This window comes from Streptomyces sp. NPDC044064 (assembly GCF_056434245.1).
On sequence record NZ_JBWKFN010000004.1, the window covers coordinates 15,111 to 37,828 of the forward strand.

22 protein-coding genes, 1 tRNA gene and 2 pseudogenes are annotated in these 22,718 nt (G+C 69.2%); 13 read left to right on the top strand and 12 right to left on the bottom strand.

The features are described from left to right. Positions 1–174 precede the first annotated feature (174 nt). The 5 genes and pseudogenes from AC07DS_RS07715 to AC07DS_RS07735 form a co-directional block, all read left to right on the top strand. Positions 175–663, top strand: a complete 489-nt coding sequence (locus AC07DS_RS07715; protein ID WP_479143594.1) for a hypothetical protein — start codon at positions 175–177, stop codon at positions 661–663. A gap of 80 nt (positions 664–743) precedes the next feature. After that, positions 744–1,055, top strand: coding sequence for a hypothetical protein (locus AC07DS_RS07720; protein WP_479143595.1), 312 nt, complete (start codon positions 744–746; stop codon positions 1,053–1,055). Positions 1,056–1,230: 175 nt separating this feature from the next. Next, a complete protein-coding gene (locus AC07DS_RS07725) occupies positions 1,231–1,659 on the top strand; it encodes a hypothetical protein (protein ID WP_479143596.1) in 429 nt (142 codons plus the stop codon). Positions 1,660–2,083: 424 nt separating this feature from the next. Continuing rightward, the gene (locus AC07DS_RS07730) at positions 2,084–2,389 is read left to right on the top strand and encodes a transposase (RefSeq protein WP_479143597.1); all 306 of its coding nucleotides are present in this window, start codon (positions 2,084–2,086) and stop codon (positions 2,387–2,389) included. Positions 2,390–2,396: 7 nt separating this feature from the next. Next, positions 2,397–2,776, top strand: a pseudogene (locus AC07DS_RS07735) (transposase family protein); the annotation flags it as partial. A gap of 20 nt (positions 2,777–2,796) precedes the next feature. On the opposite strand, the gene AC07DS_RS07740 reads toward AC07DS_RS07735, so the two are convergent. After that, positions 2,797–2,970, bottom strand: a complete 174-nt coding sequence (locus AC07DS_RS07740) for a DUF397 domain-containing protein (protein WP_479143598.1) — start codon at positions 2,968–2,970, stop codon at positions 2,797–2,799. A gap of 11 nt (positions 2,971–2,981) precedes the next feature. After that, entirely contained in the window at positions 2,982–3,833 is an 852-nt protein-coding gene (locus AC07DS_RS07745; RefSeq protein WP_479143599.1) for a helix-turn-helix domain-containing protein, read from the bottom strand. A 228-nt stretch (positions 3,834–4,061) separates the two neighbouring features. Between AC07DS_RS07745 and AC07DS_RS07750 the strand changes: the two are divergent. Continuing rightward, positions 4,062–4,509 (top strand): annotated as a pseudogene (locus AC07DS_RS07750) (ATP-binding protein). Positions 4,510–4,738: 229 nt separating this feature from the next. Further along, positions 4,739–5,017, top strand: a complete 279-nt coding sequence (locus tag AC07DS_RS07755) for a hypothetical protein (RefSeq protein ID WP_479143600.1) — start codon at positions 4,739–4,741, stop codon at positions 5,015–5,017. Positions 5,018–5,083: 66 nt separating this feature from the next. Here AC07DS_RS07755 and AC07DS_RS07760 read toward each other — a convergent pair whose 3' ends face one another. After that, positions 5,084–6,190 carry a sugar ABC transporter substrate-binding protein gene (locus tag AC07DS_RS07760; RefSeq protein WP_479143601.1) on the bottom strand — a complete coding sequence of 369 codons (1,107 nt, stop codon included), beginning with the start codon at positions 6,188–6,190 and terminating at the stop codon, positions 5,084–5,086. A gap of 296 nt (positions 6,191–6,486) precedes the next feature. Between AC07DS_RS07760 and AC07DS_RS07765 the strand changes: the two genes are divergently transcribed. Further along, a complete protein-coding gene (locus AC07DS_RS07765) occupies positions 6,487–8,184 on the top strand; it encodes a fibronectin type III domain-containing protein (RefSeq protein ID WP_479143602.1) in 1,698 nt (565 codons plus the stop codon). A 68-nt stretch (positions 8,185–8,252) separates the two neighbouring features. Here the strand turns inward: AC07DS_RS07765 and AC07DS_RS07770 are convergent, their stop codons facing one another. The 5 genes from AC07DS_RS07770 to AC07DS_RS07790 all read right to left on the bottom strand — a co-directional run bounded on the left by AC07DS_RS07770 (position 8,253) and on the right by AC07DS_RS07790 (position 13,534). Beyond that, complete coding sequence (locus tag AC07DS_RS07770) at positions 8,253–8,702, bottom strand: heat shock protein transcriptional repressor HspR (protein WP_145879333.1); 450 nt, start codon at positions 8,700–8,702, stop codon at positions 8,253–8,255. 5 nt (positions 8,703–8,707) lie between these two features. After that, positions 8,708–9,874 (bottom strand): molecular chaperone DnaJ, encoded by a 1,167-nt coding sequence (dnaJ, locus tag AC07DS_RS07775; protein WP_479143603.1) that lies wholly within the window; start codon positions 9,872–9,874, stop codon positions 8,708–8,710. A gap of 36 nt (positions 9,875–9,910) precedes the next feature. After that, complete coding sequence (gene grpE / locus AC07DS_RS07780) at positions 9,911–10,573, bottom strand: nucleotide exchange factor GrpE (RefSeq protein ID WP_145879329.1); 663 nt, start codon at positions 10,571–10,573, stop codon at positions 9,911–9,913. Continuing rightward, positions 10,570–12,420: a molecular chaperone DnaK gene (gene dnaK, locus AC07DS_RS07785; protein ID WP_479143604.1), complete on the bottom strand. Its 1,851-nt coding sequence runs from the start codon at positions 12,418–12,420 to the stop codon at positions 10,570–10,572. The genes grpE and dnaK overlap by 4 nt, the downstream gene beginning before the upstream one ends. A gap of 94 nt (positions 12,421–12,514) precedes the next feature. Next, positions 12,515–13,534 carry an MraY family glycosyltransferase gene (locus AC07DS_RS07790; RefSeq protein WP_479143605.1) on the bottom strand — a complete coding sequence of 340 codons (1,020 nt, stop codon included), beginning with the start codon at positions 13,532–13,534 and terminating at the stop codon, positions 12,515–12,517. 194 nt (positions 13,535–13,728) lie between these two features. Between AC07DS_RS07790 and AC07DS_RS07795 the strand changes: the two genes are divergently transcribed. Continuing rightward, the gene (locus AC07DS_RS07795; RefSeq protein ID WP_479143606.1) at positions 13,729–16,011 is read left to right on the top strand and encodes a (Fe-S)-binding protein; all 2,283 of its coding nucleotides are present in this window, start codon (positions 13,729–13,731) and stop codon (positions 16,009–16,011) included. A gap of 96 nt (positions 16,012–16,107) precedes the next feature. Here the strand turns inward: AC07DS_RS07795 and AC07DS_RS07800 are convergent, their stop codons facing one another. Next, positions 16,108–16,434 carry an antibiotic biosynthesis monooxygenase family protein gene (locus AC07DS_RS07800; RefSeq protein ID WP_479143607.1) on the bottom strand — a complete coding sequence of 109 codons (327 nt, stop codon included), beginning with the start codon at positions 16,432–16,434 and terminating at the stop codon, positions 16,108–16,110. Between the two features lie 371 nt (positions 16,435–16,805). On the opposite strand from AC07DS_RS07800, the gene AC07DS_RS07805 reads away from it, so the two are divergent. From AC07DS_RS07805 to AC07DS_RS07815, 3 genes are all read left to right on the top strand, one after another. Then, a complete protein-coding gene (locus AC07DS_RS07805; RefSeq protein WP_479143608.1) occupies positions 16,806–18,284 on the top strand; it encodes a VCBS repeat-containing protein in 1,479 nt (492 codons plus the stop codon). Between the two features lie 66 nt (positions 18,285–18,350). Continuing rightward, the gene (locus tag AC07DS_RS07810) at positions 18,351–19,778 is read left to right on the top strand and encodes an FG-GAP-like repeat-containing protein (protein ID WP_479143609.1); all 1,428 of its coding nucleotides are present in this window, start codon (positions 18,351–18,353) and stop codon (positions 19,776–19,778) included. Between the two features lie 78 nt (positions 19,779–19,856). Next, complete coding sequence (locus AC07DS_RS07815) at positions 19,857–20,894, top strand: Yip1 family protein (protein WP_479143610.1); 1,038 nt, start codon at positions 19,857–19,859, stop codon at positions 20,892–20,894. 87 nt (positions 20,895–20,981) lie between these two features. Here AC07DS_RS07815 and AC07DS_RS07820 read toward each other — a convergent pair whose 3' ends face one another. The 3 genes from AC07DS_RS07820 to AC07DS_RS07830 form a co-directional block, all read right to left on the bottom strand. Then, a complete protein-coding gene (locus AC07DS_RS07820; protein WP_479143611.1) occupies positions 20,982–21,479 on the bottom strand; it encodes a phosphoribosyltransferase in 498 nt (165 codons plus the stop codon). 13 nt (positions 21,480–21,492) lie between these two features. Then, positions 21,493–22,068: a dCTP deaminase gene (gene dcd, locus AC07DS_RS07825; protein WP_145879304.1), complete on the bottom strand. Its 576-nt coding sequence runs from the start codon at positions 22,066–22,068 to the stop codon at positions 21,493–21,495. An 82-nt stretch (positions 22,069–22,150) separates the two neighbouring features. Next, positions 22,151–22,309 (bottom strand): hypothetical protein, encoded by a 159-nt coding sequence (locus tag AC07DS_RS07830; RefSeq protein WP_186581490.1) that lies wholly within the window; start codon positions 22,307–22,309, stop codon positions 22,151–22,153. 304 nt (positions 22,310–22,613) lie between these two features. On the opposite strand from AC07DS_RS07830, the gene AC07DS_RS07835 reads away from it, so the two are divergent. After that, positions 22,614–22,687, top strand: a tRNA-Gly gene (locus tag AC07DS_RS07835). Positions 22,688–22,718 lie beyond the last annotated feature (31 nt).

Here is a 22,718-nt window from a genome sequence, read left to right on the forward strand (position 1 = left end):
TGCAGGCTGGGCTACGACTTTTGGGCGTCGCCCGTGCGTCTGTCACCCCAAGATCCCATGGCGGCATACCTGTTCGGGCAGCAACGATCGGTGGCGCGTGGCCGCTCTGGTCGCGTCGCCCCTCTCTCGTTGCTCGTGGGTGGGGTGCGTGCCTTCTTCCCTGGGAGATGAGTCGTGAACAACAAACTCCGTGTGACGGCGGCGTCCGTTGTCGCTGCCGTGGCGCTCGGTGTAGCCGGTCCGGTGGCGCACGCGGCGACGGAGGCGCCGCAGGCCCGTGTCGCCGCCACGCAGACGGTCTCCGCCGGCGACATCGCGCAGGCCCGCACCCTGGTCGCCGACTTGAACCGTGCGGGTGTGTCGGCGAAGCTGGTCGGCCAGGGCTCTTCGGCTGCGGTCGAGGTCGGCGGCATCACCGCCAAGGGCGGGGGGCTCAGCGCGCTGCTCTCCGCGCTGAAGCGGCTCGGCCCGGCGGCGTGGAAGAGTGTCGTCAGCGGGTTGAAGTGGGCTGCCCGCCACGGCCGTACGGTCGCGCAGAAGGTCAAGCTGGCCAGGCAGTGGATCAACGGGCTGGCCTGGTACAACCCGATCAAGTGGGTACTGAAGGGCACCCCTGACCAGCTGCTGTGGGAGCTGATCAACTACGTCATCCACCACTCCTGATCGACAGCTGATCCGACGTTAGGCTCAATGTCCCCACCGGTTCCTCCCGGTGGGGGCATTCGCATGAAAGGACGCTCACCGTGGAACACGAGACTGAGTCATCGGCATCCCTACCGGCCAAGTCCAGCGAGCTGTACGAGAGCCTGTGGGCCTCCCCCTCTCTGTTCACGTTCGCCTCTGTGGTCGTAGGCGTGCTGGCGGACAGCGACCGGGGTCATGAGATGGCGTGGTGGATCTACTTCGCCGGGTGGGCCCCGCTGCTGCTGATGGGGGTGTTCTCGCTGGTCTCCGGCAGGAAGCCAGCGAAGCCTGCGGCGCAGATCGGGGTGTGGGTACTGGTGCTGTTCGGGGTGGTGCAGGGCGTATTCAACTCCGGCGGCTGGCCGCTTTGAAGCGGAACCCGTACGAAGGGGTCATGCCCAAAGATCCGATGGTGCGGGCCCGGGGCGGAGCGGAAGACTTCTGAGTGATCGATCGGACCATCCCGGTCACTCCCCCGCCTCGCCGTGTGCGGTTCTTTCCCGCGGTGAGGCGGCGGGTGCAAACCCTGCCTGAGGAGTTCTTCTCGTGAACACCAAGCTGCGTCTTGCCGCCGCTACCGCGACCGCTGCCATCGCTCTGGGCGTGACCGCTCCGCTCGCCAACGCCTCCGAGGCCGCCCGTACGCCGACCGTCGCCTCGGTGCAGACCCAGGCCGTCACCGACGCCGGCGCCGTGAACACCTTCACCACCTCGGCTCGCACCGCCGCCGCGCACGACGCCGTCCTGAACGGCACGGCTTCCGACCAGGACCTGCGGGACGTCGCGAAGTACATCATCAAGTTCCTTCAGACGAAGGCGAAGGCCGACTACCTGAAGGCCAAGGCGGCGGCGAAGAAGGGCTACGCCGCGTTCGTGAAGTGGGTGAAGTCCCTCAAGCCGTCCAACCCGATCCGGATCGTGCTGGAGATCGGCGGCAAGAAGCTCATCACGATCGTCATCAGCCTCCTGAAGTAAGCGGGCTGGAACCGCCAGTTGAGGAAGGAGAAGGCCGGTGGATCCGCAGGTGTGGCGCGTGGTGTGCGTGCTGGGAGCCGCCCTGACCGGCCTAGTGGTGTCCATCGTACTGTCTCCCGACCGCAGGGACTCCCGGGCGCGTGAGCGCCGCAGGGACGGTTCTGCGTCTTCAGACTGAGCGGTGCCCGGGGAACAACCCCCTCCGGCCCTGGTCAGGCTCCTTCGGCCCCTTGCGCACATGAGGGACCAGGCCGGGCACCGCTCCCCCTTGAGCGGCCCTCTGTCATGTCCCCCGTGCATGACAGAGGGCCACCGTCGTATGAGCGACTCTATCGGGGATCTTGAGAATCCTCTGTGGATGGGCGTGATCAACCGGCATGCTCGGCTCGGTTTCGAAAGTGAACCACCGTCGTTGAGGTATTTGGTGTCCGTCCGTCCCCGCTCCGGTGTGCAGATTCCCGCCCTGACCGCGCAGGTTGCCCGTGCGAGCAACCCCCGCGGGACGACGGCGATGTGGGTACGCGACCGGCTGGAGGGACTGTGGCGGGACGAAGACTTCGAAGCCTGGTACCCGCGCGACGGACGCCCAGGGTTATCGCCCGCCCAGCTCGCCACCGCCTGTGTCCTGCAGTTCCTGCTGAACCTGTCGGACCTGCAGGCGGCGGAGGCAGTGCGCTGCCGCCTCGACTTCAAATACGCCCTCGCGCTGGAACTGGACGATCCCTGCTAGGGGCATCAAGCACCGTCGGCACGAGGTGAACGTGCAGGTGGTGACCGATCCGGCCGGGCGGCTGCTGTGGATCTCGCCCTGCCCGGCCGTGCCCACGACGTGACCGCCGCCCGCACCCACCGGATCATCCGGATCTGCGAACGTCAGGGCATCCTCATCCTGGCCGACCGCGCGTACATGGGAGCTGGCCCGTAGCTGACCACACCGGTCAGACGCCCACCGGGCGGCGCCTTGTCGATGACCCAGCGCACGGCCAATCGCTCGCTCTCGGCAGCGCGGGCTCCGGTGGAGCGGGGTGCGGCGCGCCTGAAGTCCTGGCGCACCTTCCGCAGAGCCCGATGCAGCCCGAATCGAATGTCGTCCATCATCGCGGGCGTACTCACCCTGAGCGGCAACGCTGAAAGAGCTCACCTCCTGGCATACGTGAGGAAGTCCGCCCAGGCGGTGAGGGAGAGCGCGAAGCGGGGGCCAGCAGGGTTCTTGGAGTCCCGGACGTGGACACCGGCGGGAGTGGCGGCTATCTCGACGCAGTTGGCGGCTTCGGCACTGTACGTGGACTTCTGCCAGTTGTGTTCAGGCATGACGGGACTCCTCAAAATTCTGCGGCGATGCGGTGGATGAGATCCCGGGACTCGGGTTCCGCCAGGGCACGCGACTCCATGCGGTCCAGTACGGAGCGATAGCGGTTCAACTGCGCCTCCGCATCAAGAAATTCGCATCCGTGGTCGGTGTCCAGGACGACTGTGTCGAGTTGGGGGATCGGCCCGGCCGCGTAGGTGATGGGCTGCCCTGAGGCGGGGAAGCCTGTCTGGCCGAAGGGCAGCACCAGCACGGCGACTGTGGGCTCCTTGCTCATCTCCAGCAGGTGGTGGAGCTGGGCGCGGGCGACGTCCGGGCCGCCAAAGCCCATGCGCAGGCCCGCCTCGTGGACGATGGCCGTGTACGGGGCGGGAGTGCCCTCGAACAGAACGGCCTGGCGCTTCACCCGGTAGGAGACGCGGCGCTCGATCTCGTATGGGCGCAGCGACGGCACGGCTTCCCGCATGGTGGCGCGAGCGTGCTCCGGCGTCTGGAGCAGACCCGGCATATGGACCGTGACAGCCACTCGCATCGCCGTGGCGTGGTGTTCGATTTCGGCGAGGTCGAGGAGGCCGGCAGGGAGATTGTCGCGGTACTCCTCCCACCAGCCCCGTTTCCGGGCGCCTGTCATGCTGGCGAGGGCGTCAACGTATCCCTCATCGGCGCAGCTGTAGTTGCGCGCCAGCGTACGCACGCGATCGGCGCTCACGGCGTAGCGCCCGGCCTCGATGTTGCTGATCCGGGCCTGCGGTGCCCCGAGAAGCGCGGCGGCTGCAGTCGACGTCAGTCCAGCGCGTTCGCGGAGCTTGCGCAATTCGGCGCCGAGGCGCTGCTGACGCAGGGTCGCGGTGGGGGCAGGTGGCATGGCGGGTTGCTTCTCTCCTCAACGCGGGCCTGCAGCGTCACTCACACGTGTGGCCGTTAGCAGATCTTCGCAGACCCAATGGAATATCTGCCATCGATGTCGCTACGTTGTCCGTGTCAGCCACCCAACTCCCCCGTCCATAAGCCGGAAGCGCACCTACCCCAGGCAAGCCACCGACCGGAGCGGTCGTTGAGTGAGCCCGACTCCCTTCTCTCGCTGGAGGTTTCCATGGGCACCGTATCCCCGCACGACCCCTGGATGTATGCCCTTCGCCTGCCCCACGACCCTCGCGCGGCACAGGTCGCACGCGCAACCGTACGGGCCGCGCTGTGCGGGCACGGCAGACAGGAAGTCCTCGATGTCGTCGAACTGCTGACATCCGAGCTGGTCACCAACGCCTACCGACACACCAAAGGCCCCGCCTCCCTACGGCTGACCGCACTCACGGACGGCCGGCTGCGGGTCGGAGTCTGGGACAGCCATCCGCGCATCCCCGCCCCGTTCGGTGATCCGCCCTGGGACCGCATCCCGCTCGCCCTGGCGGAGGCCGAGAGCGGGCGCGGGCTTGCACCTTGTACAGGAATACGCCAACTCGTGGGGCGGCTGGCCCATCGGTGACGGCCCACTGGACCGCGGGGCCGGAAAGATGCTGTGGTTCGAGGTGGGCGGGCGATGAGTCGAGAGGGCACGGAAGGCCATTACATGATGACCATCGGGCACGTGTGACAGAACCACCGGCGGTCGCGGGTACGCGGTGACACCGCGCGGTTGCCTGGATCAACTTCGGCGCCCCCAGTGCCGTACGAGGGTCCTGCCGGATCTGGTCGTGACGGCGCGGGAAGCGGGGGCCGGTCTCGACTCGCACGAGACGGTGACGGCGGCCTCCGCCCTGGTCGCCGACGGGGGTGGCCTACCTGCCCGGCGCCACCAGCGTGAACACCTCGCCCTCCCGCTATGTCTCCGGCGCCTCGACCCCCGGGCGCGAGGACGAGCCGCACCGCCCGGTGGCCAGGCAGAGCCACTCCTGGATCCAGTACTGGGTGGGCGACTGGCACGGCTACGGTCCGACGAACCGCACCCGCGCCGACGGCCACCATGTGGCCGTCGGCCGGGGCCGGGATTACGGCGACGTCCCCCGCACAAGGGCGTGTACCCGGGGGTGGCTGGAGAGCCGCCGGAGGTGACGGCGGAGTTCACCCGCGCGGGGTGAAGCGTTCGTGGAGTGAGGCCACCCCCTGCGCGGCGGTGCCCTACTTCAGGCCGATGGCCGCGCAGGCCGCCTTGTACCTGGGGGTGCAGATCTCGTCGATCGTGTAGATCCCGTCGGCGATGACCGTGTCCTTGATGCTGCTCTTGACCAGGGGGCTCACCTGGACCAGCTTGGCCGGGATGTCCTTGGCGGTGGGGCTGTCCACCTTGTCCTGGGTGAGGGCGTCGAACTGGATGTCCTTGCCCTGCACCTTGGTGACGGCCATCTGGGCCGCGGCCTCGGCCTCGTCCGGGTAGGACTTGTAGACGCTCATGTACTGCTCGCCGCCGATGACCCGCTGCACCGCGTCCAGTTCGGCGTCCTGGCCGGTGATCGGGGGCAGGCTGGTGACACCGGCCGCCTTCAGCGCCTTGATGACACCGCCCGCCATACCGTCGTTGGCGGCGTAGACCCCGGCGATGTTGCTCTTGCCGATCTTGCTGATCGCCGCGGCCATCTCGGTCTGGGCGTTCTCCGGCTTCCAGTCCGGGGTGTCGAAGGTGTCCGCGATCGTCACCTTGCCGTTCAGCTCGGACAGCGCGCCCTGCTTGAACTGCTTGGCGTTCGGGTCGGTGGGCGAGCCGTTCACCATGACGATCTTGTCGGAGGTGTCGACGTTCGAGCCCAGCGCCTCCAGCAGCGTGCGGCCCTGCACCTCGCCGACCAGCTCGTTGTCGAAGGAGATGTAGGCGTCGATCGGACCCTCGGCCAGCCGGTCGTAGGCGATGACCGGGATGCCCGCGTCCTTGGCCTTCTTCACCTGGCCCGCGATGGCGTGCGAGTCGACCGCGTCGATCAGGATGATGTCGACCTTTTCGTCGATCATCGACTGCATCTGGCCGGCCTGCCGGGCGGCGTCCGCGTCGGCGTTGGCGTACTCGACCTTGCCCTTCTTGTCGGTCAGCTCCTCGACCTTGCTCTTGATGATGGGGTAGTCGAACTTGTCGTAGCGACTGTTCGCCTTCTCCGGCAGCAGCAGCCCGATGGTGACGTCGTCACCCTTCGTCGGGCTCGCGCTCGCACCGTCCCCCGTCGCGTCCAGCACGCCGCAGCCGGCAAGCGAAAGGGTCATCGTGGATGCAGCCACGGCTATGGCGATACGACGCATTCGAGGGCTCACTTCAGGTGCGTTCCGGACGTGGGTGCTGCTTTACGACCCAGGTGTCTGAAAAGCCAACGCGGAGCCGCTACCCGGCGTCAAGCGGAACTACTTAACGAGTGCGCAACAGCACGCTCCGCTGCACCTGTGAAGGAGGAGCGGAATCATCTCCAAACACCCTTTACGGACCCTCCATCCAAACGGAGTTCACGGGGAGGCAAAGATCCGCACAACCAATGGCAATACCCGCGAGTCGTGATCACCGACGGTCGCACACCGTTTCCCCGACTCGAGCAGAGGACCGAATGAACCCAGCCAGACGCACGACGATCACGGCCGTCGTGCTCTCCGCAACCGGCGCCCTGCTGGGCACGGCCACCACCGCCGCTTCCGCCGCCCCGAGTTGCACATCGCCCTCGTACACCCGGACGTTCTACGCGAACACCACTTTCTCCGGCACCCCGAAGAAGACGGACTGCGACTCCGGGATCTCGGAGCACTGGGGCACGGGCGCCCCGGCCACCGGCCTGCCCAGGGACAACTTCGGCGTGCGCTGGAGCGTGACACGGGACTTCGGTTCCGGTGGGCCGTTCTCGCTGCCGGTCAGCACCCAGGACGGGGTACGGGTGTACCTGGACGGCGTGCGCAAGGTGGACATCTGGAAGAACGTCTCGACCGACCAGACCAAGTCCGTCGACGTCACGATCCCGTCCGGCAAGCACACCCTGCGCGTCGACTACGTCAACTGGACCGGCACCGCCGACGTCGCCTTCTCGTACCTGCCCCGGCTCTCGGCCGCCGACGACAAGGTCAAGCCCCTCGTCCCGACGGGGACTTCGGTGTCGTACGACGCGGCGACCGGCAGGGCGAAGCCGAGCTGGAGCAGGAACAAGGAGATGGACCTCGCGGGGTACCGGGTCTACCGGCGGCTGAAGGGCACGTCGTTCGGCAGCAAGCCGCTCGCGACGACGACCTCCACCTCGTACACCGACGCCACCCTCCCGAAGACGGGCGAGACGTACTACTACGAGGTCCGCGCCTACGACCGGGCCGGCAACGAGTCGACGGGCACCGCGGACCAGGCGGTGACCACCGTCGACCGGGTGGCACCCGACGCGCCGGCCGACGTGAGCGCCGGGGGCCATTTCGGTCCGGCCGACAGCACGGGCGGGCTGAAGGTCGCCTGGGGCAGGGTCACGGGCGCGGTGTCCTACCGCGTCTTCCGGGCGGCGAGCGAGAACGGCACGTACACCGCGCTCGGCACCACGGACCAGCTCTCCTACCTGGACACCTCGGCCGCCGAGAAGGTCGTCTACTACTACCGCGTCTCGGCGGTCGACGCGGCGGGCAACGAGTCCGCCCGGTCCGAGCCCCGGTACGGCAAGATCTGGGACAACGACCCGCCCGCCCTCGTCACCGGGCTGAACGTCACCCCGACCGAGTACGGCTTCCACCTGGACTGGGACAAGAACCCCGCCACGGACCTGAAGTACTACGAGATCCACTGGGGCGAGGTGGTGGGCGACCCGGGCGACCAGATCTGCTGGGGCGGCACCGCGGACTACGTCTCCCCCGGCACGACGTCCTACGACTACACCGCGCTCCCGGACGGCGACGAGGTCTGCTTCTTCGTCGATGCCGTGGACGACCAGGGCAACTCCGCGATCCAGTGGAACGGCCCGGCCGAGGCCGTGGCCGTCACCGAGCTGGACATGACGCCGGGCGAGCCGACGCCCGAGGGCTCGCCGGTCCGGCTGTCGGCGACCGCCGAGGGAACCGGAGTCGCGCTGGCCTGGAACGCGGTGGCGGACGCCACCGGCTACCAGGTCTACCGCTGGAACCCGGACACCAAGGCGTACGAGAAGCTGGCGGCCACCACGGACAGCTCCTACCAGGACACCGGCGCCGCCAGGGGCACCACCCACTTCTACCGGGTGACCGCCCTGCAGCCCGACGGCACCGAGTCCGCACCCGGCGCCGACTGGGCCTCCCTCGCGCCCTGAACACGCCGAACACCCCGAGCACGCGAAAGGGGCCCGGAATCCGGGCCCCTCTCAGCTGTCACGGACGCTCAGTCGTTCTGCTGCCGCTTCGGCCGCCACACCACCAGCGCGCTGGTCTGCTGGACCTCCTGGTACGGAACCAGGTCGCGACGGTAGGAGGCGTGGACGGCGGCCTCGCGCTGCTGCATCGCGGCCGCCGCGCCGTCCAGGGCCGCCTCCAGCTCCGCGACGCGGGACTGGAGCGCGATGACCTGGTTCTCCAGTTCGATGATCCGCTTGATGCCGGCCAGGTTGATGCCCTCGTCCTGCGACAGCGCCTGCACCTGGCGGAGCAGCTCGATGTCACGGGCCGAGTAGCGGCGGCCCCGGCCGGCGGTGCGGTCGGGGGAGACCAGACCCAGGCGGTCGTACTGACGCAGCGTCTGCGGGTGGAGTCCGGAGAGCTGGGCCGCGACCGAGATGACGTAGACCGGGGTCTCCTCGGTCAGTTCGTACGGGTTGCGCCGACGGCCGTCCATCACTCTCATTCTCCCTTCGCGGCCTCGAACAGCTCCGCCCGCGGGTCCTCGTCCGCGGTCGCCTCGCGATACGCCTCCAACGCGTCACGAGCCTTCCCCGAGACGTCCTTCGGGACACTCACCTCTACGGTGACCAGGAGGTCGCCACGGGTGCCGTCCTTGCGGACCGCGCCCTTGCCCCGGGCGCGCATGGTGCGGCCGTTGGGGGTGCCGGGCGGCAGCTTCAGGGTGACGGTGGGGCCGCCGAGGGTGGGGACCCGCACCTCGCCGCCGAGAGCCGCCTCGGCAAACGTGACCGGCACGGTGACGGTGAGGTTGTCGCCCTTGCGCCCGAACACCGGGTGCTCGCCGACATGGACCATCACGTACAGGTCGCCCGCCGGTCCGCCCCGCTCGCCGGGCGCGCCCTTGCCGCGCAGCCGGATCCGCTGCCCGTCGGTGACGCCCGCCGGGATGCGGACCTGCATCGTGCGCGACGACTTGGCCCGGCCGCTGCCCTTGCACTCCAGGCAGGGGTGCTCGGCGATCAGGCCGCGGCCCTTGCAGTCGGGGCAGGGGTCGGTCAGCGAGAAGCCGCCGCCCGAGCCCCGCGCGACCTGCCCGGTGCCGACACAGGTCGGGCACACCCGCGGTGTGCCGTTCTTGTCGCCGGTGCCGGAGCAGGCCTTGCACGGCGCCTGGGAGGACATCCGCAGGGGCACCGTGGCGCCCTCGATGGCCTCCGTGAAGCTCAGCGTGACCTCGGACTCGATGTCCTGGCCGCGCCGCGGCTGGGTACGGGTGCCCGTGGTCCCGCCGCGGTTGAACAGGCCCCCGAAGACGTCACCGATGCCACCGCCGAAGCCGCCCCCGCTCTGCGCGTTGCCCCCGAAGAGGTCGCCCAGATCGAAGTTGAAGGAGCCGCCGGCGCCCGGCCCGGGGCGGAAGCCGCCGTTGCCGAACAGGGCGCGTGCCTCGTCGTACTCCTTGCGCTTCTTGGGGTCGCCGAGGACGTCGTTCGCCTCGGAGATCTCCTTGAAGCGCTCCTCGGCCTTGGCGTTGCCCTTGTTGGCGTCCGGGTGGAACTCGCGGGCGAGCTTCCGGTACGCCTTCTTGATCTCGGCCTCGGTGGCGTCCTTGGGGACGCCGAGGACCTTGTAGTAGTCCTTCTCGATGAAGTCCTTGGTGCTCATCCCCGACGCCCCTCCTTCCTGTCTCCGGTGATTACGTCAGCCCTCCTCCGGGCCACCGTTCTCCTTGTCGTCGGCCGCGGGCGCCTCGGTGGTCTCCTCGGTGCCCTCCGCCTTGACGGCCTGCGCGCCGGGCTGCGGCTCGGCGACGGCCACCCGCGCGGGGCGGATGGTGCGCTCGCCGATGCGATACCCGGGCTGCAGGATGGCCACGCACGTCGTCTCGGTGACGTCCGGTGCGTAGCTGTGCATCAGGGCCTCGTGGATCGTCGGGTCGAAGGGCTCGCCCTCCTTGCCGAACTGCTGCAGGCCCATCTTGGCCGCAACGGTCTCCAGCGACTCGGCCACCGACTTGAAGCCGCCGACCAGTTCGCCGTGTTCCCGCGCGCGGCCGATGTCGTCGAGCACGGGCAGGAGTTCGGTCAGGAGGTTCGCGATGGCGACCTCCCGGACCGCGACCCGGTCGCGCTCCACTCGGCGGCGGTAGTTCTGGTACTCGGCCTGGAGCCGCTGGAGGTCCAGCGTGCGCTCGTTCAGAGCCATGCGCACCTGGTCCAGCTGGGCCACCAGACCCGCGTCTGCTGCTACGTCCCCGGCCGGGGCCGCCCCCTCTTCGGGAGCGGCCTTCGACTCGGCGTCTTCGGGGGTCGCGCCGGAGGGGACGTCGGGCTTCTCCTCGAAGCCCGGGGTCTCCTCCGTCACGCGGCACCGTCCTTGCGCTCGTCGTCCACGATCTCGGCGTCGACCACGTCGTCGTCGGCGGCCTTGGCACCACCGGCGGCGGCACCCTCGGGACCGCCCGCGGCCTGCGCGGCCTGGGCGTCGGCGTACATGGCCTGGCCCAGCTTCTGCGAGACGGCCGCGACCTTCTCCGTGGCGGTACGGATCTCGGCGGTGTCCTCGCCCTTGAGCGCGGCCTTCAGCTCCTCGACGGAGGCCTCGACCTCGGACTTGATCTCACCTGGGACCTTGTCCTCGTTGTCCTTGAGGAACTTCTCGGTCTGGTAGACGAGCTGCTCGCCCTGGTTGCGGGTCTCGGCGGCCTCGCGGCGGCGGTGGTCCTCCTCCGCGTACTGCTCGGCCTCCTGACGCATGCGGTCGACCTCGTCCTTCGGCAGCGAGGAGCCGCCGGTGACGGTCATCTTCTGCTCCTTGCCCGTGCCCAGGTCCTTGGCGGTCACGTGCATGATGCCGTTGGCGTCGATGTCGAAGGCGACCTCGATCTGCGGGACGCCGCGCGGCGCCGGCGGCAGACCGGTCAGCTCGAACATGCCGAGCTTCTTGTTGTAGGCCGCGATCTCGCGCTCGCCCTGGTAGACCTGGATCTGCACGGACGGCTGGTTGTCCTCGGCCGTCGTGAAGATCTCGGAGCGCTTGGTCGGGATCGTGGTGTTGCGCTCGATCAGCTTGGTCATGATGCCGCCCTTGGTCTCGATACCGAGGGACAGCGGGGTGACGTCGAGGAGCAGGACGTCCTTGACCTCACCCTTGAGGACACCGGCCTGCAGGGCGGCGCCGATGGCGACGACCTCGTCCGGGTTGACGCCCTTGTTGGCGTCCTTGCCGCCGGTCAGCTCCTTGACGAGCTCGGCGACGGCGGGCATACGGGTCGAGCCACCGACGAGGACGACGTGGTCGATCTCGCCCAGGGAGATGCCGGCGTCCTTGATGACGTTGTGGAACGGCGTCTTGCAGCGCTCCAGCAGGTCGGCCGTCAGCTGCTGGAACTGAGCCCGGGTGAGCTTCTCGTCCAGGTGCAGCGGGCCCTCGGCGGACGCGGTGATGTAGGGCAGGTTGATCGAGGTCTCGGTGGACGAGGACAGCTCGATCTTGGCCTTCTCGGCAGCCTCGCGCAGACGCTGCAGAGCCATCTTGTCCTTGCCGAGGTCCACACCGTGGCCGGCCGCGAACTGCTTGACCAGGTAGTCGACGACGCGCTGGTCCCAGTCGTCACCACCGAGGTGGTTGTCACCGTTGGTGGCCTTCACCTCGACGACACCGTCGCCGATCTCCAGGAGCGAGACGTCGAACGTGCCGCCACCGAGGTCGAAGACCAGGATGATCTGCTCGTCCTTGTCGAGGCCGTACGCGAGCGCGGCCGCGGTGGGCTCGTTGACGATACGGAGGACGTTCAGACCGGCGATCTCGCCGGCCTCCTTCGTCGCCTGACGCTCGGAGTCGTTGAAGTAGGCCGGGACGGTGATGACCGCGTCGGTCACCTTCTCGCCCAGGTACGCCTCGGCGTCGCGCTTCAGCTTCTGCAGGATGAACGCGGAGATCTGCTGGGGGTTGAAGTCCTTCCCGTCCAGCTGGATCTTCCAGTCGGTGCCCATGTGACGCTTCACGGACCGGATGGTCCGGTCGACGTTGGTGACCGCCTGGCGCTTGGCGACCTCGCCGACGAGCACCTCGCCGTTCTTGGCGAAGGCGACGACGGACGGCGTGGTCCTGGCGCCCTCTGCGTTGGTGATGACGGTGGGCTCGCCGCCTTCAAGAACGCTGACGACGGAGTTAGTCGTGCCCAGGTCGATGCCGACCGCACGTGCCATGGTTGATTCCTCCAGCTGACTTGAGTGGAACAGGCTCAAGTGTGCACGAGCGGACCCTCCGGGTCAACAGACCTGAGTCAGCCAGACTCAACTCTTATCCGTTCCTTACACGCAACTGGCCTCTGACCTGCGTCGATTCCGTCCGCCGGGGCTGCTGGACAGGGATGCGAAGGAGTACGAGAACGGCGAGGACCGCCCCACCGGCCACCCACAGCACAGCTCCCTCCCCCGTCCACCCGGCATGCACGAGCACCCCCACGAGCACCGTGGAGAAGGAACCGGCGCCGAGCAGCACGACGGCCCCCGGCGGGGTGAGCCCGAGCCGCCGCAGCCGGTGCGCGAGATGGTCCGGTCCGCGCCTGAGCAGCGGCCGGCGGCTCGTCCCGCGCGCGAGGACCACGAGCAGGACGTCGGCGGCTGCCACGGCGCCGAGGCAGAACAGCACGCCCGCGGTCGGCCCGAGCGCGTAACCCGCGCGGGTGAAGACGGCGGCCGAGGAGAGCAGGAACCCGGTGAACAGCGAGCCGCAGGCCCCCATTCCCACCCGCGCGGGATGCCAGTTGTGCATCAGGAAGCCGGTGAGGGCGGCCGCGAAGACGCTCAGCAGCACCGCGAGCCCGTCCATCACCTCGGCGGCGGCACAGGCGCCCGCCCCGAAGGCGGTGACCACCCCGACCGTGCCCGCCAGCCCGTCGGCGTGGTCGAGCCCCTTGAAGGCGAGGGAGACGAAGACGATCCAGCCCACGGCCAGGATCCCGCCCCACAGGCCCGTCTCGTCGTACGGCACCACGCAGGCCGCCGCCACGGCCGCGCCGGCGACCAGCACCCGCGGGCGCAGCCGCCACACGTCGGCGACCAGCCCCAGCACGGCGACCCCGGCGCCGGCGACGAGCAGCCGGCCGACCCCCTGCCCCAGCGGGGCGACCTTCGTCCACACCCCCGCCCATGCCACCAGACAGGTGACGACCACGACGGCCACCCCTCCGGGCACCGGCAGGGGCCGCTGCCGCCGCCGGTCGACGATGCCCGCACGCAGGGCGGGCACCCGGAGCAGCGCCGCGAGCACGGCGGTGAGGAGTAGGGCGGCGGAGGCCGCGGCGATCCCGTATAGCACGGATCTAAGTTAGGCGCGAATGTAGCAATTCGGTACGAATAACACGATCCGATTGGCTGGCCCGCTCAGGCTCCCCTCAGCGATCCAGATCACCCCGGTCCTGGCTACAGTGCGAGTAAGGATGCGGGTAGTCTCGAACGGACTGCATAAGTTACCGCTTAGTAATGTCCCTCGCAGGCCCGAGGAGCCCCGAAATGCAACTCGCCGCGATCATCGTGTCGCTGGTTCTGATCGTGGTCGGCGTGGCCCTCTTCGCCCGCGCCCTCCTCCAGATCTACAACTTCATGCGGCTCGGCCAGAACGTGCCCGCTGGCACTCGCACCGACGAGCCCGTCCAGCGCACCGTCACCGTGGTCAGGGAGTTCCTCGGCCACACCCGGATGAACCGCTGGGGCATCGTCGGTGTCGCGCACTGGTTCGTGGCGGTGGGCTTCTTCTCGCTGCTGCTGACGATCGTCAACGCCATCGGCCAGCTGTTCCAGGCCGACTGGATCCTGCCGGTCATCGGCGACTGGGCGCCCTACAACGTCTTCGTCGAGTTCATCGGCACGATGACGGTGCTCGGCATCCTGGCCCTGATCGTCATCCGCCAGCTGAGCCACCCGCGCAGCCCGGGCCGCAAGTCCCGCTTCGCCGGGTCCAACTTCGGCCAGGCCTACTTCGTCGAGGCCGTCATCCTCATCGTCGGCGTCTGCATCTTCATGCTGCACGCGCTCGAGGGGGCACAGCACCACGTCGACAGCTACGAGGCGTCCTTCTTCATCTCGTACCCGGTGGTGTCGTGGCTGAAGGGCATGGACGTCTCCACGCTCCAGAACCTCACCTACTTCTTCGCGGGCCTGAAGATCGCGACCTCCTTCATCTGGATGATCACGGTCGCCCTGAAGACCGACATGGGTGTCGCCTGGCACCGCTTCCTGGCCTTCCCGAACATCTGGTTCAAGCGGAACGCCAAGGGCGAGACCGCGCTGGGCGCGCTGCTCCCGATGACCTCCGGCGGCAAGCCGATCGACTTCACCGACCCCGGTGACGACGACGTCTTCGGTGTCTCCCAGGTCGAGCAGTTCTCCTGGAAGGGCCTGCTGGACTTCTCCACCTGCACCGAGTGCGGCCGCTGCCAGTCGCAGTGCCCGGCCTGGAACACCGGCAAGCCGCTGTCCCCGAAGCTCCTGATCATGTCGCTGCGCGACAACGCCCACGCCAAGGCGCCCTACCTGCTCGCGGGTGGCGGCAAGACCGTGGAGGGCGAGGAGAAGGCGTCCGAGGAGCAGCTGGCCGGCGTGCCCGCCGCGGCCCTGGCCGAGGCCGAGCGCCCGCTGATCGGCACCGCCGAGGAGAACGGCGTCATCGACCCGGACGTCCTGTGGTCCTGCACCACCTGCGGTGCCTGCGTCGAGCAGTGCCCGGTGGACATCGAGCACGTCGACCACATCGTCGACATGCGCCGCTACCAGGTGATGATCGAGTCCGCGTTCCCGTCCGAGGCGGGCACGATGCTCAAGAACCTGGAGAAGAAGGGCAACCCCTGGGGCCTGGCCAAGAAGCAGCGCCTCGAGTGGACCAAGGAGGTCGACTTCGAGGTCCCGGTCGTCGGCAAGGACATCGAGGACCTCACCGAGGTCGAGTACCTGTACTGGGTCGGCTGCGCCGGCGCCCTCGAGGACCGCGCCAAGAAGACCACGAAGGCCTTCGCCGAGCTGCTCCACATCGCGGGCGTGAAGTTCGCGATCATGGGCGGCGACGAGAAGTGCACCGGTGACTCCGCCCGCCGCCTCGGCAACGAGCCCCTGTTCCAGGAGCTCGGCATGGAGAACGTGGCCGCGCTGAACATGGCGTTCGGCGAGTCCCTCAACGAGGAGGGAGAGGTGGACGAGTCGACCAGGAAGCCGAAGTCGGCGAAGAAGATCGTCGCCACCTGCCCGCACTGCCTCAACACGATCGGCAACGAGTACCCGCAGCTCGGCGGCGACTACGAGGTCATCCACCACACCCAGCTGCTGCAGCACCTGGTGGACGAGGGCAAGCTGATCCCGGTGACCCCGGTCGAGGGCATCATCACGTACCACGACCCGTGCTACCTGGGCCGCCACAACAAGATCTACACGCCCCCGCGCGAGATCATCGGCAAGGTCCCGGGCCTGCGCAACGAGGAGATGCACCGCCACAAGGAGCGCGGCTTCTGCTGTGGCGCCGGTGGCGCGCGGATGTGGATGGAGGAGCGGATCGGCAAGCGCATCAACAACGAGCGCGTCGACGAGGCCCTCTCCCTCAACCCCGACATCGTCTCGACCGCCTGCCCGTTCTGCCTCGTCATGCTGACCGACTCGGTCAACGGCAAGAAGAACGAGGGCAAGGCCAAGGAGTCCATCCAGGTCGTGGACGTGGCCCAGCTGCTCCTGGAGTCCGTCAAGACGCCGGTCGACCCGGCGGGCGAGCCGGAGACCGAGAGCGAGCCGGAGCCGGAACCGGTGAAGTAACCGCCCCTCGGAGGCCGGCATCGAGCGGCCCCCGAAAAGCCCGACGGCGCCCCCTGACCCGCACAGGCAGGGGGCGCCGTCGTGTCCGCGGCTCGCTCAGGCGCCCTTGGGACCCGCCTGCTGCACGACCTCGAAGGACCACAGGGTGGAGCCGGAGGCAGCGGGCCTGGGCCGCTCGGCGCCCTCACCGCCACCCTGGTGCGCGGCCTTCATCGGCCCCTCCATCCACGCCTGGAACGACTCCTCGTCCCGCCAGCGCGTGTACACGAGGTAGGTGTCGGTCCCCTCGACGGGCCGCAGCAGTTCGAACCACTCGAACCCGTCGGAGTTCTCCACGGCGTGGGCTCGCGAGGCGAACCGCTTCTCCAGGACCTCCCGCTGTTCGGCAGGGACGGCCAGCACGTTGATCTTCACTACGCTCATGGGTCCATCCTGCCCCGGGCCGGGCGCCGGCGCGTGACCGATCGCGCACCTCCCGGCCCTTACCCCACTCCTCGGACACGTGCATGACACGGTCGCGGTGTACCGGGGCTCGAAGCGGGGGCTGCTGGAGGCCGAGCCGGCCGTGACCTTCTCCAGCTCGGAGTTCCGCACGCCGTAGCCGTGACCACTCAGGTCACAGCAGTATCAAAAAGTTACCGAACTCCTGTACAACCCTTACCCCCCGGCGCCGGTCTCCTGATCGCCGAACGCTCCGTGAACCGTGGGACAACACACGCCGAACACGGACGTCCGCACCCCATCGACTGGGGACGCCCCGCCAGGCGTTCCCGCATGCCGCAGGAGAAACACGCATGCACAAGCCTCTGCGACTCGCCCTCGCGACGGCCACCGCCGCCGCGCTGACGGGCGGTCTGCTCACGTTCTCGGCCGTGACCGCCACGGCCGCCGACTCCACAAGCGTCCCGCAGGCCGACTTCAACGGCGACAGGATCGGCGACACGGCCTTCTCCGCCCAGGGCGCCTACGTGGGCGGCAAGAAGGCGGCCGGCCAGGTGGTCGTGCTCTACGGCTCCGCCGCCGGCGTCTCCTCCGCCAAGCGCTCCACGATCAGCCAGAACACCGCCGGCAGCCCCGGCACCGCCGAGACCGGCGACTACTTCGGCACGGACACCGCGTACGCCGACTTCAACAGCGACGGCTACGACGACCTCGCGGTCGGCTCCCCCGGCGAGGACGTGGGCAGCGACACCGACGGCGGCACCATCGCCATCCTGTGGGGCTCGGCCTCCGGCATCACCGGCAAGGGCGTCACGGTCGCCGACCCGGCCCCCACCGCGCACGACCTCTGGGGCAAGAACCTCGCCGCCGGTGACTTCGACGGCGACGGCAAGGCCGACCTGGCCGTCGGCAGCTCCGCCGCCACCATCTACGTCCTCAAGGGCGGCATCGACGCCTCGGGCACTCCCGGCGGCAAGTACACGATCAAGCCCCCGATCATGGGCACCGACGCGAACGGCCCGCTCAACCTGACCGCCGGCAACATCAACGGCGGCCAGGAGACGGACCTGGTCGTCGACGGCTTCGAGACCGACACCGCCGCCGGCTGGAACCGCAACTACTACATCCCCGGCGGGGTGAACGGCCTCCACATGTCCGAGGCCATGACACTCAAGCCCGGCGTGATCACCGCTGTCGGCGACATCGACCACGACGGCTACGGCGACGTCGTCAGCGGCGCCTACTGGAACCCCACCACCGAGGACGGCACCTCCGTGCCCGACTCCGGCAAGGGCGGCAAGGTCTGGGTGACGTACGGCTCCGACGGCGGCCCCCTCACCCCCAGCTCCACCGGCATCACCCAGGACACGGGCAACGTCCCCGGCACGGCCGAGGGCAACGATTTCTTCGGCTACGAGCTCGACCTGGGCGACGTCAACGGCGACGGCTTCCTCGACCTCGCGATCGGCGTGGCGGGCGAGAACATCGGCAGCGCGACGAACACCGGCGCCGTCACCGTCCTCTACGGCACCTCGAACGGCCTGAACACCGACTCGGGCGCCCAGTCCTTCGCCCAGTCCAGCGCGGGCGTGCCCGGCAACGACGAGGACGACGACTACTTCGGCCAGGACGTCAAGCTCGACGACGTCACCGGCGACGGCAAGGCCGACCTGCTCGTCGGCTCCGAGGAGAACGCCGGCAACGGCGCGGTGACCTACCTGCCCTCCGACGGCACGAAGATCATCACCTCGGGCTCCCGCAGCGTCTCCCCGAGCGCCTCGGGCGTCTCCACGACGGGCACGCCGTACTTCGGCGCCAACTTCGCCGACTGAGCACCCCCTCCGCAGGCCGGGCCCGCCCCGTGGGCCCCGCCTCTTCCTTCATACCGGAGCACCGCCTTGCGCACCCGCACCCTCCTGCTGGCAGCCACCCTGGCCACAGGCCTGCTCACCGCCCTGCCCGCCACGGCGGCCACCGCCGCCCCCGCCCGCTTCCCGGACGACTTCAACGGCGACGGCTACCGCGACCTGGTCACGGCCGCCCCCTCGGCCACGGTCGGCGGAAAGGCCCGGGCGGGTGCGGTGGTCGTGAACTACGGCTCCAAGTCCGGGATCAGCGCCTCCCGGCACACGGTGATCACCCAGAACACCACGGGCGTCCCGGGCACCGCCGAGACGGACGACGAGTTCGGCGCCGCTCTGGCCTCCGGCGACCTCAACCGCGACGGCTACGCCGACCTCGTCGTGGGCACCCCGGACGAGAACGGCGGCGCCGGCACCGCGGTCGTCGTCTGGGGCGGGAAGAACGGCCTGTCCGGCGCCTGGACCGTCCCCGGCCCCGGGTCCTCGGCGGCACACGACGAGTACGGCCTGACCCTGGCGGTCGGCGACTTCACCGGCGACGGGCGTGCCGACCTCGCCGTGGGCAGCCTCGGCAAGGACGTGTGGGTCCTCAGGGGCGGCTTCACCAAGGCCTCCGGCGCCGCGTCCCGGTTCGTGCTGCGGACCGAGCTGGAGGCCGGTGTCATCCACGGCGCCCAGGGCCTGGCCGCCGCCGACGTCAACGGGGACCACATCGACGACCTGGTGATCAGCGGCACCGACGAGCGGACGTACGACGACGGCCAGCTGGTCTACACGGGCTCGGCGGACCCCGCCACGCCCCTGTCCCTGCAGACCTTCGTGCACAGCGGCGCCTGGCGCACAGCCGCCGTCGGTGACCTCAACGGCGACGGCTACGACGACGTGGTCGCGGCCACCGCCCCCGGCTCGGTCTCCGCGAACGACGGCGGCTCGGTCCGCGCCTACCTGGGCGGCGCGAGCGGCCTGCGCTCCACGCCCCAGGCGACGATCACCCAGAACAGCCCCGGCGTCCCCGGCACCGACGAGCACGAGGACTGGTTCGGCCACTCCCTCTCCGTCGGCGACGTCAACGGCGACGGGTACGCGGACGTGGCCGTCGGCGCGATCTACGAGGCCATCGGGCCCGACTGGCAGACCGGCGCCGTCACCGTGCTGCGCGGCTCGGCCGCGGGCCTGACCGGCACCGGCGCGCAGTCCTTCTCCCAGGACACGGCCGGCGTCCCCGGCTCCGCCGAGGACAACGACTTCTTCGGCTCGGCGGTCCGGCTGTCCGACCTGAACGGCGACGGCAGGGCGGACCTGTCCGTCGGCGCCCACGGGGAGAACGACTCCGACGGCGCGGTGTGGAGCCTGCGCGGCTCGGCCTCCGGCATCCGGACCACGGGCGCGGTGTCCTTCGGCCCGGCGGCGACCGGCGTCCCGGCCACGGGCTACCCGCATCTGGGCCGCCTGATGGGCCAGTGAAGGGCTCGATGAAGCGCGGGTGAAGCGCCGGTGAAACCGGGGGAATCCCCGGCACCTCCCCTGACGGTCCCTTAGGGGATGTCACAGGTCGGCCGCAAAGCCGGGTCCGTACCCCTGGGCCCGGCACGTCACTCTCCGGGACCAGGTACGTTCGATGACGTGGCTGGATTCAGGAACGGACGCGGGGGCCGGGACAACCGCACCCCCCAGGGACAACAGGCTCCGCAGGGACCGTCGTACGGGCACGGACAGGGTCGCGGACCCGGCGGCCGGGGCCAGGGCCAGGGCTACGGACAGCCCGGAGGCCGGCCCCCGGGCCCGTCGTACGGCTACCCGTCGGCGCCGCAGCCGTCGTACCCGCCGCAGGGGCAGCCGTACGGCTACCCGGGCCAGGCCGACGACGGACCGGAGTACTTCGGCGACGGCGGCCACCCGGGCCAGGCGCACGGCGGCCACGATCCGTACGCCGCGAACAATCCGGGCCACACCCAGGCCTTCTCCGTCGACGAGGCCGCCGGCTACACCCAGGGCGCGACCTACCACGCCGGCTCGGCCGCCCCGTCCGGACCGACCGGCCCGCCGCTGCACTGGAAGGAACTGCTGAAGGGGATCATCCTCTCCCCGGCCCAGACCTTCCTGCGGATGCGGGACTACACGATGTGGGCCCCGGCCCTGATCGTCACGTTCCTCTACGGCCTGCTCGCCGTCTTCGGCTTCGACGGTGCCCGCTCGGACGCGATCAACGCGACGCTGTCCAACGCGATCCCGATCGTCCTGATCACCGCCGTCGCGCTGGTCGTGAGCTCCTTCATCCTGGGCGTGGTCACCCACACCCTGGCCCGCCAGCTCGGCGGCGACGGCGCCTGGCAGCCCACGGTCGGCCTGTCCATGCTGATCATGTCCCTCACGGACGCCCCCCGCCTGGTCTTCGCCATGTTCTTCGGCGGCGACGCGGGCTTCGTCCAGCTGCTCGGCTGGGCCACCTGGATCGGCGCGGGCGTCCTGCTGACCCTGATGGTCTCCCGCTCCCACGACCTGCCCTGGCCGAAGGCGCTGGGCGCGTCGGCGATCCAGCTGATCGCGCTGCTGTCGATAGTGAAGCTGGGCACGTTCTAGACGTGGCGACGAGAAGAAGGGCCCCCGGCGCTGTGCCGGGGGCCCTTCTCGCGTCAGCGCTGTTGTCGCCGCTGCTGCTGTCGCCGCCTAGGCGTCGAGGACCTGTCCGGCCCGCTTCACCACGGGGGGCTCGACACTCCACGGGAAGTTGATCCACTCGTCGGTGCGCTTCCAGACGTACTCGCACTTCACGAGGGAGTGGGACTTCTCATAGATCACGGCGGAGCGCACCTCGGCGACGGTGTCGAGGCAGAAGTCGCGCACGAGCTTGAGCGTCTTGCCGGTGTCCGCGACGTCGTCGGTGATGAGCACCTTCTTGTCGGAGAAGTCGATGACGCTGGGGACGGGCGCCAGCATGACGGGCATCTCGAGCGTCGTCCCGACGCCCGTGTAGAACTCGACGTTCACGAGGTGGATGTTCTTGCAGTCGAGGGCGTAGGCGAGCCCACCGGCGACGAAGACACCCCCGCGGGCGATGCTGAGCACGATGTCGGGCTCGTACCCGTCGTCGGCGATGGTCTGCGCCAGCTCACGGATGGCGCCACCGAACCGCTCGTAGGTGAGGTTCTCCCGTACGTCACTCATGTCGTCGTCGCCCTCACACCTGGGTCCGATGGAAGTTCTGGAAGGACCGCGAGGCGGTCGGCCCGCGCTGGCCCTGGTACCGGGAGCCGTACCGCTCGCTGCCGTACGGGAACTCGGCGGGCGAGCTGAGCCGGAACATGCACAGCTGGCCGATCTTCATCCCCGGCCAGAGCTTGATCGGCAGGGTGGCGAGGTTGGACAGCTCCAGGGTCACGTGACCGCTGAACCCCGGGTCGATGAACCCGGCGGTGGAGTGTGTGACGAGCCCCAGCCGCCCCAGCGAGCTCTTGCCCTCCAGCCGCGAGGCGAGATCGTCCGGCAGCGTGATGACCTCGTACGTGCTGGCCAGCACGAACTCACCGGGGTGCAGGATGAACGGCTCGTCGCCCTCGGGCTCGACCAGTCGCGTCAGGTCGGCCTGCTCGACGGCCGGGTCGATGTGGGGGTACCGGTGATTCTCGAACACCCGGAAAAAACGGTCGAGACGCACATCGATGCTCGACGGCTGCACCATGGATTCGTCGTAGGGGTCGATACGCACCCGCCCGGCGTCGATCTCGGCCCGGATGTCCTTGTCTGAGAGAAGCACGTCCCGAGGATACGCAAGGCGCGCGGAGCCGTGACAATCGTGACGACTCCGCGCGCCTCTCGATCTTGCAACGCCCGGCCCGCTACCGCTTCTGCAGGGTGACCGGCACCGCACTGCGGAGCCGGGCGCACTGCGGACACCTCACCAGCCGGCCGGGGCCGAGCCGCTCGGCCTGCTGCATCGGGAACGAAGCGGTGCTGAACACGTGCCCGTCCGCACAGCGAACGACGGTGCGTTCCATCAAGTCCCTCAAGTCCCTTCCCCAAGAGCCGCATCCGGCTTACTGCCCTGACGACAAAAGCCACATTACGGGATCAAAGAGGCGACTCTCCAGGCGGCACTCCGGCCCCACCCGGACCCACTCCAACCCCTCCACGGTACGCCCCAACTCGCGTGCCCCGCACGGGGATCCCAGCCCTGCCGCCCACCCGCGACACACCCCCAACGCACACGGACCCCGCGGTCCGGGCACCGGGGGTCTGCGATGAGGTACAGTGAGCGAGCGTTCGGACATCAACTCCATGGAGTGGAACTGTCCGTATTACGCGGGTGTAGTTTAATGGTAGAACATCAGCTTCCCAAGCTGAGAGCGCGAGTTCGATTCTCGTCACCCGCTCCATGCGAAGCCCCCAGGTCAGAGACCCGGGGGT

What these genes read in the sequence shown, in the direction of transcription:
- AC07DS_RS07820 (WP_479143611.1), bottom strand. Translation starts at nt 21,479, where the DNA reads ATGAGTGACGTACGGGAGAACCTCACCTACGAGCGGTTCGGTGGCGCC.
- AC07DS_RS07760 (WP_479143601.1), bottom strand. Translation starts at nt 6,190, where the DNA reads ATGCGTCGTATCGCCATAGCCGTGGCTGCATCCACGATGACCCTTTCG.
- AC07DS_RS07740 (WP_479143598.1), bottom strand. Translation starts at nt 2,970, where the DNA reads ATGCCTGAACACAACTGGCAGAAGTCCACGTACAGTGCCGAAGCCGCC.
- AC07DS_RS07795 (WP_479143606.1), top strand. Translation starts at nt 13,729, where the DNA reads ATGCAACTCGCCGCGATCATCGTGTCGCTGGTTCTGATCGTGGTCGGC.
- dnaK (WP_479143604.1), bottom strand. Translation starts at nt 12,420, where the DNA reads ATGGCACGTGCGGTCGGCATCGACCTGGGCACGACTAACTCCGTCGTC.
- AC07DS_RS07830 (WP_186581490.1), bottom strand. Translation starts at nt 22,309, where the DNA reads ATGGAACGCACCGTCGTTCGCTGTGCGGACGGGCACGTGTTCAGCACC.
- AC07DS_RS07805 (WP_479143608.1), top strand. Translation starts at nt 16,806, where the DNA reads ATGCACAAGCCTCTGCGACTCGCCCTCGCGACGGCCACCGCCGCCGCG.
- AC07DS_RS07765 (WP_479143602.1), top strand. Translation starts at nt 6,487, where the DNA reads ATGAACCCAGCCAGACGCACGACGATCACGGCCGTCGTGCTCTCCGCA.
- AC07DS_RS07815 (WP_479143610.1), top strand. Translation starts at nt 19,857, where the DNA reads ATGTCACAGGTCGGCCGCAAAGCCGGGTCCGTACCCCTGGGCCCGGCA.
- AC07DS_RS07800 (WP_479143607.1), bottom strand. Translation starts at nt 16,434, where the DNA reads ATGAGCGTAGTGAAGATCAACGTGCTGGCCGTCCCTGCCGAACAGCGG.
- dnaJ (WP_479143603.1), bottom strand. Translation starts at nt 9,874, where the DNA reads ATGAGCACCAAGGACTTCATCGAGAAGGACTACTACAAGGTCCTCGGC.
- AC07DS_RS07770 (WP_145879333.1), bottom strand. Translation starts at nt 8,702, where the DNA reads ATGGACGGCCGTCGGCGCAACCCGTACGAACTGACCGAGGAGACCCCG.
- AC07DS_RS07745 (WP_479143599.1), bottom strand. Translation starts at nt 3,833, where the DNA reads ATGCCACCTGCCCCCACCGCGACCCTGCGTCAGCAGCGCCTCGGCGCC.